General features: G+C 32.5%; 8 protein-coding genes. 3 read left to right on the plus strand and 5 right to left on the minus strand.

The features are described 5' to 3' along the window. Positions 1–5 precede the first annotated feature (5 nt). Complete coding sequence (locus ACFE0M_RS04465; RefSeq protein ID WP_434544542.1) at positions 6–1,442, minus strand: MBOAT family O-acyltransferase; 1,437 nt, start codon at positions 1,440–1,442, stop codon at positions 6–8. A gap of 359 nt (positions 1,443–1,801) precedes the next feature. Here ACFE0M_RS04465 and ACFE0M_RS04470 point away from each other — a divergent pair, with 359 nt between their 5' ends. After that, positions 1,802–7,138: a PKD domain-containing protein gene (locus ACFE0M_RS04470; protein WP_434544543.1), complete on the plus strand. Its 5,337-nt coding sequence runs from the start codon at positions 1,802–1,804 to the stop codon at positions 7,136–7,138. A 6-nt stretch (positions 7,139–7,144) separates the two neighbouring features. Then, the gene (locus tag ACFE0M_RS04475; RefSeq protein WP_434544544.1) at positions 7,145–8,548 is read left to right on the plus strand and encodes a PorP/SprF family type IX secretion system membrane protein; all 1,404 of its coding nucleotides are present in this window, start codon (positions 7,145–7,147) and stop codon (positions 8,546–8,548) included. A gap of 12 nt (positions 8,549–8,560) precedes the next feature. On the opposite strand, the gene ACFE0M_RS04480 is transcribed toward ACFE0M_RS04475, so the two are convergent. Genes ACFE0M_RS04480 through ACFE0M_RS04490 form a run of 3 tightly spaced genes read right to left on the minus strand, consistent with a single transcriptional unit; the run spans position 8,561 to position 11,203 of the window. After that, positions 8,561–9,157 (minus strand): HAD-IB family hydrolase, encoded by a 597-nt coding sequence (locus ACFE0M_RS04480; RefSeq protein WP_434544545.1) that lies wholly within the window; start codon positions 9,155–9,157, stop codon positions 8,561–8,563. Further along, a complete protein-coding gene (locus ACFE0M_RS04485; protein WP_434544546.1) occupies positions 9,154–9,888 on the minus strand; it encodes an SDR family oxidoreductase in 735 nt (244 codons plus the stop codon). Before ACFE0M_RS04485 ends, ACFE0M_RS04480 begins: the two co-directional genes overlap by 4 nt. 1 nt (position 9,889) lies before the next feature. Continuing rightward, positions 9,890–11,203, minus strand: a complete 1,314-nt coding sequence (locus tag ACFE0M_RS04490; RefSeq protein WP_434544547.1) for an FAD-binding protein — start codon at positions 11,201–11,203, stop codon at positions 9,890–9,892. 111 nt (positions 11,204–11,314) lie between these two features. Here ACFE0M_RS04490 and ACFE0M_RS04495 point away from each other — a divergent pair, with 111 nt between their 5' ends. Beyond that, a complete protein-coding gene (locus tag ACFE0M_RS04495) occupies positions 11,315–12,943 on the plus strand; it encodes a hypothetical protein (protein ID WP_434544548.1) in 1,629 nt (542 codons plus the stop codon). Here the strand turns inward: ACFE0M_RS04495 and ACFE0M_RS04500 are convergent. Continuing rightward, entirely contained in the window at positions 12,940–13,833 is an 894-nt protein-coding gene (locus ACFE0M_RS04500; RefSeq protein ID WP_434544549.1) for a UbiA prenyltransferase family protein, read from the minus strand. The two genes, ACFE0M_RS04495 and ACFE0M_RS04500, sit on opposite strands and share 4 nt — an antisense overlap. Positions 13,834–13,845: the final 12 nt, after the last annotated feature.

Raw genomic sequence — 13,845 nt, forward strand, 5'->3', positions numbered from 1 at the left:
TCAGATTAAAATTGGAAGTAAATAAATTCATTATAATCATTAGAAGTGAAAATAATGATCATGCTAAAAACAACTAAATAAACTGATCTTTTAATGAAAATAGGTGTATTTCCTAAATCCATAGCACATTGTTTATCTCTATTCCACCATTCAATTGTAAAAAACAAAATTATTAAAGGCATAGGGGCTAAAAAATGGATATTCGGAATAGAAAATAAAGAAGTACTCCACATGCCTTTTGAGTAGGACCAGGACTGTTGTATATTTTCAGCCCTAAAAAACACATATGTTAATGTTTTGAGGACAAAAGTTAATGCTATCAAAGAGAAGTCTTTTAGAGATGGGAAGAACTTTCCTTCTGCAATAGGGCCCATATGATTTCTGTGAATACCTGTTAAAATAAGAGGTAAGAAATATAATCCATTTACTAGACCCCAAATAATATAAGTCCAATTTGCTCCATGCCAAAACCCACTTACGGTAAAAATAATTATTGTATTCCGGATGATCATGCGCTTTCCACCTCGGCTTCCACCTAACGGTATATAAAGATAATCTTTAAACCATGTAGAGAGTGAAATGTGCCATTTTCTCCAGTGCTCAGCAATATCACGTGCAAAATAAGGATAGGCAAAATTTCGCATTAATTTAAAACCAAATAATCGCGCCACACCTATCGCTATGTCAGAATAACCTGAAAAATCACAATAAATTTGCACAGCAAAAAAAGCTAAACCAAGAAATAATTCACTACCAGACATGGCAGCATGGTTATCAAAAATTTCAACCACATAATTTCCAAGAAAGTCTGCAATAACAATTTTTTTAAATAATCCCCACAAAATCATCTGAAATCCTTCTTTTCCATCTTGGAAACTAATTTTTCTTTCCTTTCTAAATTGAGGTAGTAGATTAGATGCTCTTTCAATGGGGCCAGCTACCAATTGTGGAAAGAAACTTACAAAGGCTAGAAAATTTATTAAATTTTTATCAGGTTTTAGATGTCCTCTGTATATATCTATACTGTAGCTTATGGTTTGAAATGTATAAAAACTAATACCTACTGGCAGTATGATATTTAGAGTATGAATACTTCCTCCGGAGTAACCAATCGTATTGAATGATTCAATTAAGGATTCAACAAAAAAGTTATAGTATTTAAAAAAGCCTAGCAAACCTAAATTGCATACTAAACTAATTGATAAGAGAATTTTCTTTTTCTTCTTATGATTAGTATTGGATATAGCATTACCTAAAAAATAATCAACTAAGGAACTAAATGCTATTAAAGATAGAAATCTCCAATCCCACCAGCCATAGAAAAAATAACTGGCTATTAAAAGTAAAATGTTTTGCTTTATTAAACTCTTTCTGAATACAAACCAATATAGGTAAAAGCAAACAATAAAAAATACAATGAATTCAAAGGAGTTGAAAAGCATTTAACTGCATTAATGGTTAATTGAAGACATACGACCAAATATCCGTTATTTCCATGATTTGAGGAAATGAAATCTTAATAAATTTATATAGAATAATTAATTTATAATTTTAAATACTTAAAAGTATTCATTTATTCACAAACAGCTATATTTCTTAATGTTCTTTGTTTTTCTATTAATTCTTTCAGAGTAAGTAAATTGGCTCAGTAAATTTTAAAATGTGGTATTTAAATTATTTAATATATAATTTTATTTATTCTATTTATTTTTTACCTTTATTAAGCTTACATTAATCGATATTTTTTAGTTATTTATCTATTTTAAGTAAGAACGTATGTAGTTTAGTGTAATTATAACAAATGCAACTATTTAATAAGGGTATTTTCTTACTTTTTACAGTTATTTGGCTTATCAGCTTAGATCTTTTTGCTCAGTCATCTCAGCTTACAAATGTAGCTAGAGCGAGTCGAAATAATGGATCATCTAATAACCCTGATGGTTATGTAGAGTATTTACCTGCAAACTATAATTCACGAGATGATTGGCCATTATTGATTTGGCATCATGGGATTGGTCAGGGTGGAGATGGCTCTGTTTCTGCATTGAATACTATAGCAAATAAGCAATTAATGAATTGGCTAAAAACTAATGATGTGCCATTCATTATTTTAGCCCCTCAGGATAATAATGGATATTTTGGCTCTGGTAGGATGGAAGCATTTTATAATTGGGTCAAAAAAGCATATCAAGATAAATCGAATCCTAGTGCTTATCATATTTCAGTTTTATCAGCCTCTGGTGCTGGTTTAATGACATTAATAGAGAATAATGGAGTGCCAGCGAAAGAAGTCGCTACTTTTACCGTTAGTGGGGCATTAACGGGTGCAGGTACCAGTACGATTTATAATATAGTAAATGATAATGGAACTAAAGTTTGGTTTCATCATGGAGATAATGATAATACAGTGGGCTATGGTGCACCTTTAAACTTCTACAGAGGTTTGTTGGATGGAATTGGCGGCCAAGATTTCTCCAGGTACCGCTATACTCTGTATGCAGGTTTAGGTCACAGTGCATGGAATGAAGTTTATGATAACAGTGGTAGAACTAGAGCAAAGGTTACAGGTTCAATAAGTGGTGGGAATTATGGGAACTATTTTAATTGGACTAGTGAAAGTTGGTATGATTGGATGCTTAGTAATGCTAAGGATGGTAGCCAGGCTCCACCTGTAGCAAATGCAGGCAATGATATTACTTTATTTTTGCCAACTAATTCCACTAATTTAGAAGGAACAGGAACTTCAGTAGGAGGTAGTATTAATTCTTATGTATGGTCAAAACTTAACGGGCCTTCAGCATTTACCTTAACAAATGAAAATTCAGCTACAGCTAGCTTAAGCGATTTAGTTTTGGGCATATATACTTTTCGCCTAACAGTAACAGATGATATAGGTCAAGTAGATACAGATGATGTAATTGTTGAGGTATCTGAAACAAATCAATCACCCGAAGTAAGTTTAGGAGAAGATATCTCCATAACTTTACCGGTAAATAGCGCCACACTAACTAGTGTGATTAATGATCCTGATGGTACCGTCATCGAAAAATTATGGACAAAAAGGAGCGGGCCTTCCGCTAATTTAAGTGGTACAACAACTGGTACTTTAAATGCTGCAAATTTAGTTGAAGGTCAATATCTTTTTCGGTTAACTGTAAAAGATGATGATAACGCAACAGCTTATGATGAAATAGAAGTAACTGTAAATCCTGCAGAGGTTAACAACCCCCCTGTGGCGAATGCAGGTGATGATCAAACAATTAATTTACCCACTAATAGTATAACAGTTACAGGTAACGGTTCTGACTCAGATGGAACTGTCTCCTTTTATTTGTGGGAAAAAGTTCAGGGTGGAAATGCAACTTTAAGTAATACGAATAATGCAACTTTAACAGTTACTGAACTCGAAGTTGGAATCTATAGATTTAAATTAACAGTTACTGATGATGATGGGGCTCAAGATAGTGATGAAATGGAATTAAATGTGTTAGAAGCAAATCAAAATCCTATTGCAGATGCTGGAGGTGATTTGTCCATCACTTTACCTACTAATTCAATTACCATTACTGGTACAGCTAGTGATCCGGATGGTTCTATTGCATCTTATTCGTGGAGCCAGGAAGCGGGACCTAATACTGCAAACTTAAATAATGCTTCAACTGCTATTTTAATTGCTTCGGATTTAATAGCGGGAACTTACCGATTTAGATTGACTGTCACAGACGATGAGGATGCTTCTGGTTCAGATATAATGGAAGTATTAGTGAATTCAGAATCATTTAATATTGATCCAGATGTTTCAGCAGGCACTGATAAAAACATAACTCTTCCTGTTGATTCAGTAGAACTTTCCGGTTCTGCTTCAGATACTGACGGAACAATTAATTCTTACTTGTGGTCAAAAGTTAGTGGACCAAGTTCCTTTAATATTGTAGATTCAAATACTGCAATTACGATTATAGAAAATTTGGTTGAAGGATTCTATACCTTTAAACTTACAGTTACTGATAATGATAATGGTACCAACAGTGATAATGTAATTGTTAATGTTTTGCCGGGCTCTGTAAACGAGATACCAAAGGTAAATGCAGGAAATGATAAAAGTATAACATTACCTACCAGCAGCCTGATTATTAATGGTAGTGCCACTGATTCTGACGGAACAATTATCACCTACAATTGGAGTCAGATCAATGGTCCAAATTCAGCCTCACTTACAAATGCGGATACTGAATCTGTATCAATATCGAATTTAATTGAAGGAATATATAACTTTAATTTTGAAGTAACGGACAATAATGGTGCATCCGCAAGTGATGAGGTAAAACTGACAGTAAACGCTACTAATCAGGCTCCAAGTGTATTTGCGGGGAAAGATCAGGTTTTGAGTTTACCAAAGGACTCAGTCATTATAGTTGGAACTGCGACTGACAATGATGGTACTATTGAAATAACTAAATGGGAGCAAATCAGCGGATCACAACTCACCATTAATTCAGATGGTTTATCTCTTAGATTGAATAATTTAGAAGAAGGTATTTATTCTTTTAAATTAACTGCTACAGATAATGATGGGGCTACTAATTCTGATGTAGTTAATGTTACAGTTAATGGAAGTAATATTTTGCCAGTTGTAAACGCAGGGCCAGATCGTAGTTTGAAACTACCGACCAATAGTATAAATATCTCAGGGTCAGCAATAGATTCTGATGGTTCTATCTCATCCTTAATTTGGTCACAAGATTCGGATTTTAATCCAATTTTAATTAATCAAAATACAGCTACTTTAACTGTTAATGATTTGGTTGCAGGTACATATGTGTTTAAGCTAACTGCTACTGATAATGCAGGTGGTGTTTCATCAGATGATATGGAATTAATTGTTAATTCCGAAGATGTTAACATTTTGCCAACTGTTAATGCTGGAGAAGATATTATATTGTATCTGCCAGTGAATACTGCTACCATTAATGGTATAGCTTCAGATAATGATGGAAGTATTGAATCCTATGAGTGGAATAAAGTTAGTGGGCCAGGTGTTTCATTAGCCAATACATCTACATCGAGTTTAACTATATCAGATCTTTTAGAAGGTGTTTATGTATTTAGATTAACAGTTACAGATAATATAGGTGCCACTGCAACTGATAATATACAATTAATAGTTTACCCTGAAGAGTCAAATCAAGGACCTATTGCAAATGCTGGAGAGGATAAATCGATTGTTTTACCTACTGATAATACAGTTATTGAAGGAAGTGCATCTGATTCAGATGGTGATATTGTATCCTATGAATGGGCACAAGTGGCAGGGCCAAATACAGCAACTTTGACTAATCAAAGCGGAGCTAATTTAGTAGTAGATAACTTAATTGAGGGTCAATATCGTTTTATCCTAACAGTTGAAGATGATAAAGGAGTTACAGATGAAGATGAGGTACTGATAGTTGTACTTCCAGAAAATACTAATCTTCCTCCTTTTGTAGATGCAGGCCCTAAATTGGATGTTTATCTACCTACGAATAATGTGAATATAATTGGACTTGGAAATGACGAAGATGGTGAAATAATCTCATTTCTATGGCAAAAGTTATCAGGTCCATCAGAAGTTAACTTAAAAAATACTGATACTCCCGTTTTATCTGTCTCTAATTTGAAAGAAGGTATATATTTATTTAAGTTACGAGTAGTTGACAATGATGGAGAAAGTAATTCAGATGAAGTACAACTAAGAGTTTTTGCTACCACAGCCAATAAACCACCAATAGTTAATGCAGGTCCAGATAAGTCCATCATTATTCCCCGAGATAGTATTGTAATTTATGGTCAAGCTTCTGATTCAGATGGTTCGATTGAAAGTTATTCGTGGCTAAAGATAAGTGGTGGAGAAGCAGAATTAATTCACGATGATAAACCAAACTTGAAGGTTACGGATCTGGTCGAAGGAAATTACATTTTTCGTTTTACTGCTTTTGATGATCGCGGTTCAAGTAACAGTGATGAAATTAAGGTGATTGTGCTACCGGAGTTTTCAAATAATCTCCCGAACGCAAATGCAGGTGCTGACAAAACAGTAAAATTACCGCTTGACTTTGTAGAATTATCTGGGACAGCTCAAGATGAGGATGGTGAAGTTATAGAATACTTGTGGAGTAAAAAAAGAGGCCCCGAGGTGAAGATTTTAAATGGAGATACACCTAATTTAAGATTAGAAGAAATAAATCCAGGGGAATATTTATTTGATTTTGAAGTAATCGATGATCAGGGTGGAAGAGCAAATGATGAGATTATATTAAAAGTGTTGCCTGCTTCTGCTAATCTAAACCCTACTGTTGATTTAGGGAATGATATCTATGAATATGATACAGAGCTCCCAATTGTGATAGAATCTAACGCAATTGATGAAGATGGAACCATTGAATCATATACATGGGAATTGACAAATGGAGTTGGTATTAAGTTCTCTGGAATTGACTCTAATTCATTAACAATTTCTGAAGCGCAAAAAGGTAGTTATAACTTCAGACTATCAGTTACAGATAATGACGGAGCTATCTCTAGTGATGTGATCAAAGTTCAAATTTATGTTGAAAAGCTAATTCCAGCACCTATTGCCATAGCAGGAAGTGATACCACATTAATTCTACCGGATGACGATTTGATATTAAGAGGAACTGTAAACTCCGAAAATCTCATTTCAAGCTTTAGTTGGGAGCAAATTACAGGTCCTGTAATTAGTAGCCTACCTTTAGATTCGAACGTTTTGAAATTGGAGAATTTATCTAAAAGTGAATATACATTTAGATTACGAGTAGTCGATATTGATGATCAGGAAGGTATAGATGATGTTACAGTAATTGTGAGGGACAATGATCCTTCCAATGATTTTCCTAAAATATTTAGTCCTAATGGTGATGGCCGAAATGATTATTGGGTAGTTGATGATTTAGAACGAATCAGTAATTGCAGTTTAATTGTGTATGACTCATTTGGCCGTGAAGTGTATAGAAATAGTTCCTATGAAAATAACTGGGATGGCACTGTTAATGGAGCCTTGCTGCCTGAGGCTGCTTATTATTATGTTTTTAAGTGTCCTGGTATGAAAAATATAAATGGTGGAGTGCGTATTGTAAGATAAATATATATGAAAAAACTATTTATTTTTTTATTCATAATTTTCAATAGTGCAAGTATTATTTCAGCACAAAATCTACCTATATACAACCAATATTACTTTAATCCTTATCTATATAATCCTAGTTATTTAACTAATGAAGGAATTGAATTTAATTTAACATATCGCAGGCAATGGGCTGATGTAGTAGATGCACCAGAAATTGTTGCCTTTAATTTTCAGTATGCAAATAAAAGTAATTTTGCATATGGTCTTTCTGTACAATCTGAATCTTCAGTACTATTGAATACCAATACAGCATATTTAACTTTAGGCTATAAGGTTCCGTTTTCTGAAAATCATTATATTCGTTTTGGTTTATCAATTGGAACCATCCAGAATACTTTAGACTTTAATACCTTAGCCAATACAAGTGATCCTGAAATTTTTGATGATCCGGCCATTTTGAACGCTGTAGATAACAATTATTATCTATCTAGTCAATTTGGTTTTAATTATCAATATAGGGCTTTCAAAATAGGTGCATCCCTCCCTAAATTTTTCGATAATAGTATATTAACAACTGAACAAATAAATACACCCGTTTTAGATCAATTACAAAAATTCATTATTACATCATCATATAATTTTAATCTAAGTCAAAATTTTTCATTTAAACCATTTGCATTATATAGACATGTAAATAAAGTTCAATATCAAGCCGAACTAATTGGTATTTTTGATTATAAAAAATTTATGTGGTTGGGAGGAGGTTATAGGTATGAATCAGGGCCAATCGGTCATGTAGGCTTTAATTTGAATGATATAGTTAAATTTAGTTACTCTTATGAATTTGCAGGTATCAATACTAGGAGTTTTGGTGGAGCATCACATGAGGTGAATTTAAAGATAAAATTAAAAAGGAGAGAAAGAAATAAATTGGACAAGTTAGATGAGAATGAAAAATTGCAAGAAGAGGAATTCAAGGAGTCGAAAGAACAAATAGCTGAGAAAGAAGTAACGTTAGACAGTATTCAAAGTGAAAAAATATTACTAGAGGAGAAGAGAAATGAAATAGAAAAAGTAATTGAAGAGGTGGATAGCGTAAAAAGCGTAATAATAGCGGAAGATGTAATTTTAGAAAAAGATACAATAGATAAAACAGAAAAAGAATCTAAGCTGAAATCTAATTTAAATTCTGGATACTATTTAATTGTGGGTGTTTTTTCTACAAAAGAAAATGCGGATAAATTAATGAATATGATTAGTGAAAACAATATGAAGTCAGATAGATATCTCAATGAAAAGAATAACCTTCACTATGTTTACTTAGAAAAGAAAAACTCTAGAGAAGAGATCCTTATTTATTATCATTATGTGCGGGATCTTCCATACTTTGATTTTAAGGATGCTTGGATTTTAACCGTTGATTAGGTGATGTATTTGTTATTCTCGGAAGGGTTTGTAATATGATTTGTCAGCAATTTTTAGCATTTCTTTGTCACCAATACTATCACCGTAAGTATAAATCATTTCATATTGCTCTAAGTTTTCTAATTCTCGTATCCGTTTAACTTTTTCAGGGCCATAACAATTTTTGCCACTAATTTTACCGGTCAATTTCCCATTCAGGTCTTCTAATTCAGTTGCTATTAGATTAATTTTAAGGTTGTCAGTCCATGGTTTAACCCAAAGACTTGCGGAAGCACTCACAATGTAAACTTTGACACCCTGCTTGGTCAACATTTTTAGTTGTTCTAGCCCTGATTTTCTCAATAAACCAGGGACTTTTTCATCGCAAAATGATCTAGCTGATCTCTCTAATAATCTCTTTTTTTTACCCTTCAAAAAGTAGCTGAGTATTTTTTCTTTGGCTTTCCAGTTAGGATAAAGCTTTAGCTTCATTGCTATTAGGAATGGGGCATGTATAGTAAAACCCCAGTAGAATTTAAATTTTCCGTACTCGAATTTTAGGAATTCAAGAAAAGTATCCTTTTTGGTTAATGTACCGTCAAAATCAAAAAAAGCGATGGACTTACTCACAATTTCAATTTTTTAAAAATTCCTTCAGGAATATTCTTTATGATTAACATGATGTATTTCCACATCCACAAGCTGTAGATTACATTTTTCTTTTTTCTTAATCCTTTTTCAATTGCTTTTGAAATATGTTCTGGCTGTGCAGTTAATGCTTTAGGCAAATCTAATCCTTCAGTCATTTTTGTATTGATAAACCCAGGTTTAACTGTTAATACATGGACGTTACTTTTATGTAGCCTATTACGTAATCCTGATAAGTATGCAGTGAGGCCTGCTTTTGAAGCTCCATATGTGTAATTACTTTGGCGTCCTCTGTCACCTGCGACCGAGCTCAAGACTGCTATTTCTCCTTTTTTTGCTGACTCATATTTCTCAGCAATTAAATTAATGATGGAGACTATGCCTGTGAAATTCGTTTGTATTATTTTTTGCGCTTCATCCCAATCAACCGCAGCTTTTTCTTGCTCACCCAAGAAACCTGCAAAACAGATCGTAGTTTTAGGTAATTTTATACCTATTTGATTTATAAATGATTTATGCGAAGGAAAATCCAACAAATCTATTTTATGAGCACTACATATGACATCATACCGAATTTTGATATCTGAACATAGTTTTTCAAGTTGTTCTGAATTTCTTCCGGCTAATAAAATTTCATAACCTTTTTTTGCATATAAATGAGCAGTTGATATTGCAACATCACTTGTAGCGCCTATAATTAATACTGAATTCATGTTAATGGATGGCTAATCTTTTTGATAAATCTGAGCTTATTCTAAACTCAGGGTTGTAATTTTTTACTATTTCAATAAACTCTTTACTATTAGGGTAGCTTTCCCAAAATGTATTAGCTTTCATTCTGGCATCTTTTGATAAGTATATTCTGCCTCCTAATGAAATGACTACCTCATCCAGTTCATCAAGAAATTTAAAAAGACCTTTTTTAATTGGGAAGTCTAATGCTAAAGTATAGCCTTCCATAGGAAATGAAATAAGGCTGTCTTGTTTTCCGAATAATTTTAAAACGGCAAGAAATGATCCCCAGCCTTTCTCACTGATTTTTTTTAAAATAGTTTTTAAACCGTCTTCACTGTTATCTATGGGTAAAACAAATTGGTATTGAACAAAACCTTTTTTACCATACATTCTATTCCAATTCAGAATAGCATCTAATGGATAAAAGAAACCATCATAATGTACTACGCCTTCCATATCTTGTTTGGTATTTTTAGCGTAGTATAACCAATTAAATACTTTAATAGAAAGTTTATTTAACGCAAATGGAGGAAGGTTAATTGGCATATTCATTAAATTACCTTTCCCTGTAGAAAGAGGATTCTTTTTTTGTTTAGTATTTAAATCCTCCATTTTTGAGTGCTCTCCCATCATCATAATGGATCTCCCAAATTGCTCACCTTGTTTAAGGCAATCTATCCATGCCATTGAATAGGTGTGGTCTTTATACTGCTCGAAAAGTTCGAAAATATGTGAAAGGTTTTTTGCCTTAATTTGCCTTTGATTTATGTAACTAGTCTCAATTTTTTTGAGTTTAAAGGTAACTGTATCAATAATGCCAGTTAAACCCATTCCACCTCTAGTCGCATTAAAAAGCTCTTTATTATTTCTAGAAGAACAATCTATTTTGCTTCCATCTGCTGTAATTAAGCTGCAATTTGTGACGTGGTCACCAAAACAACCTTCTACATGATGATTCTTTCCATGTACATCAGAAGCTAAAGCACCACCTACGGTTATAAATTTTGTTCCAGGAGTTACCGGTACAAACCATCCTTTGGGAACAAAAACATCTAATATGTCTTTTAATGTAACACCAGCTTGACATGTTAATTCTCCGTTCTGCTCATTAAATGAGAGTAATAAATTGTGATTTAAAGTAGAAAGTATATTGTCAGATAATGCAGCATCCCCATAGCAACGACCCATCCCTCTAGCAATAGTATTACTACCATTAATAAATTCTCCTCTGAAATTTTTTACTTCTGATTCCTTTTTAGGGTACTTACTCCAATTTGATACTTTTTGCTTCATACTTTTATTACCCGATAGGTATAGGTATTCATATAATTTAATAATTCAATGTAAATCTAGCAATAATTAATGAATAAATAGTAGTTTTGCTAGGTATTAAAACCTTGAAAAATGGCATTGATCAATAGAATTTCTCATTTTGAATTTAGTAAGAAGCAAATAAATGTTCTTGAAGTATTATTAATTATTGCTTTTGCTGTGATTCCACTTTTCTCAAGCTTTCCTTATAGAGTGAATATATTCTTATCATGGGAAGGAGCTTATCGATTATATTTAGGACAGATACCTTTTAAAGATTTTGGTATTCCTATGGGATTTGGATATTGGCTTATTCCCGCGTTGTTTTTTAAATTATTTGGGCCATACATGCTTTCACTTTTAAAAGCTCAGGTATTTATTAATATCATATCAGCGTTTTCATTTAGCTCTATTTTAAAAAGTTTTCAAATTAACAGTGGTTTACGGTTAACAAGTATATTACTCTTCTTAATATCATATTCTTTTTTTAATTTCTGGCCATGGTATAATCATTCGGTAATTGTATTTGAGTTAGTTGGTTTAGCATTTCTTTTAAAATTTATTTTTATGGAAAAGAATAGCTTGAACCGTTTTTTATTTTTGTTGGGAGCTACTTTCTTTTTATTCTTATCTTTCTATACTAAGCAAGACGGAGGAGGTCTAGCATTTATGTTAGCTTTTTTCTTATTGCTATATCATGCCATCATAGATCGTAAATATTTGGATATATTGTATTTTCTAGGAGCCTATGCAATTTGGGTTTCTATATTTATTCTTCCCTTTTTATCTTATGATTTTGTTTATTGGTTTAATTTAGGGCAAGAACCTCATAATTCCAGAATCCATTTGCTAGACTTTATTAAGACTGCTTTTGGAGAATCCAAGTGGGAGAAATTTTATCTTAGTGGGATTATTTTTGTTCTTATGATGAAGTCTTCGAATTTTAAATCTTTTCTATTTAACAAAAGGGATTTTTTATTCTTTCTTCTCACTTTAGGGATATTAGTTGAGGCTTTGTTGTTTCAAGTGACAAGTTACACTCCACCCGATAACAATATATTCTTTCATAGCTTTGCTTTTGCCTACTTTTTCAGTTTGACTGATATTTCTGCGAAGTTCAAGAAATTACCAAAGCTGGTGATAGTTGGTTTGCTAATAATGTTTTGGTGGTCTGGCGTATATTGGAAATATATTGAGCGAAAAGTTATAAGGGTTTTTCCTGAATTAGCAAAAGTAGATGAAGATGCTATTTCTAAAAACACATATATGGTTTCAGATAGAATGGAAAATAATATTGGAATGGGACAATGGGTTTTTTCAGACTTAAGAGCTTTTAAAGGTATATACATGCCTGAATCTACTGTTAAAGGTATGGAAAGGTTGATGCAGATGAAGGAAGTAAAAAAAGAAAACCCTCAAATTCTTAATATGACTGAATTGACACCTCTGGCTCATGAGATTGGCTATGAGCTAAAGAAAAATAAACCACTTTGGTATCATAAAGGAGTTGGCATGTTTCAAAGGGAGGTTGATATTTTCATAAGTGAGATAGAGGCAGAAAAGTATGATGTTGTCTTGTTTGAAATCATACCATATTTAAATAATTTTTTTCCTGATGAAGTCCATTCAGCGCTGAAAGTTCATTATAAGCTAGAGGATAAGTTTTTGGCACCTCGTAGGCCTACAGATTCTTTTATTGAGGTTTACATAAGAAAAAATTAGTTTGAGAATAATGATAGGTCCTTAAAATAAATTAAAAGGTAAAAACTCATCACCCACATTACTATAACAAACTGAATAAATCTATCTTTATATAAAAGGCTTGTGGGTGACCCTGTATTATTTTCAACTAAGGCTAATTGTAAATAACGTAACAGGCCGGCAATAACGAATATAGTTGTATAAAACAATCTATATGTACCTATTCTTTCTATTACTTCTGGCGATAAAGTGTACATCAAATAGGCAACTATAATGACACCTGAAATTAAAGATAATGCAACATTAAGGTACTCCAAGCTATATTTTTTGCTTGCAGCTCTCATATCCTTACCAGAGTCTTCTTTAATGAGTAAGTCATCTCTTCTTTTCGCAATAGCGAGAAACAGAGCAAGGAGGAATACCATTATGATTATCCATTGAGAAAGAGGGATAAGCGTGATTATTGAACCCGCTTTTATTCTTAATACAAAGCCAATTGAAACAATAATAATATCTAATATCGAAATTCTTTTAAGCCCAAAAGTATAAGCTATATTCATCAAAAAATAAATAGCTAACACAAAGCTAAATTTATGGCTAATACTTATGGCTATAATAAAACCAATTACTAAGAAAACGGGGATAATAGCTATTGCTACATTTTTGGATACTGTACCTGAAGCTAATGGTCTAAATCTCTTCTTTGGGTGAAGTTTATCATTTTCTATATCCTTAAGATCGTTAAGAATATAAATTGTACTAGCTATTAAGCTAAAAGCAAAAAAACCAGCTATTAACGGAGTGTATAATGAAGTGTTAAGAACTTCTCCTGCAAAAAAAACAGGTATGAAAAGAAATAAATTTTTAACCCAGTGTTTGAGCCTAATTAGTTTAATGTAGTCAACAATCATATTTTACATTTT

This window comes from Marivirga sp., assembly GCF_051117495.1.
Classification (GTDB): Bacteria; Bacteroidota; Bacteroidia; order Cytophagales; family Cyclobacteriaceae; genus Marivirga.

Excerpts from the sequence above, each read along its gene's own strand:
- ACFE0M_RS04495 (WP_434544548.1), top strand. The coding sequence starts at position 11,315 with ATGGCATTGATCAATAGAATTTCTCATTTTGAATTTAGTAAGAAGCAA.
- ACFE0M_RS04465 (WP_434544542.1), bottom strand. The coding sequence starts at position 1,442 with ATGCTTTTCAACTCCTTTGAATTCATTGTATTTTTTATTGTTTGCTTT.
- ACFE0M_RS04485 (WP_434544546.1), bottom strand. The coding sequence starts at position 9,888 with ATGAATTCAGTATTAATTATAGGCGCTACAAGTGATGTTGCAATATCA.
- ACFE0M_RS04490 (WP_434544547.1), bottom strand. The coding sequence starts at position 11,203 with ATGAAGCAAAAAGTATCAAATTGGAGTAAGTACCCTAAAAAGGAATCA.
- ACFE0M_RS04475 (WP_434544544.1), top strand. The coding sequence starts at position 7,145 with ATGAAAAAACTATTTATTTTTTTATTCATAATTTTCAATAGTGCAAGT.
- ACFE0M_RS04470 (WP_434544543.1), top strand. The coding sequence starts at position 1,802 with ATGCAACTATTTAATAAGGGTATTTTCTTACTTTTTACAGTTATTTGG.
- ACFE0M_RS04500 (WP_434544549.1), bottom strand. The coding sequence starts at position 13,833 with ATGATTGTTGACTACATTAAACTAATTAGGCTCAAACACTGGGTTAAA.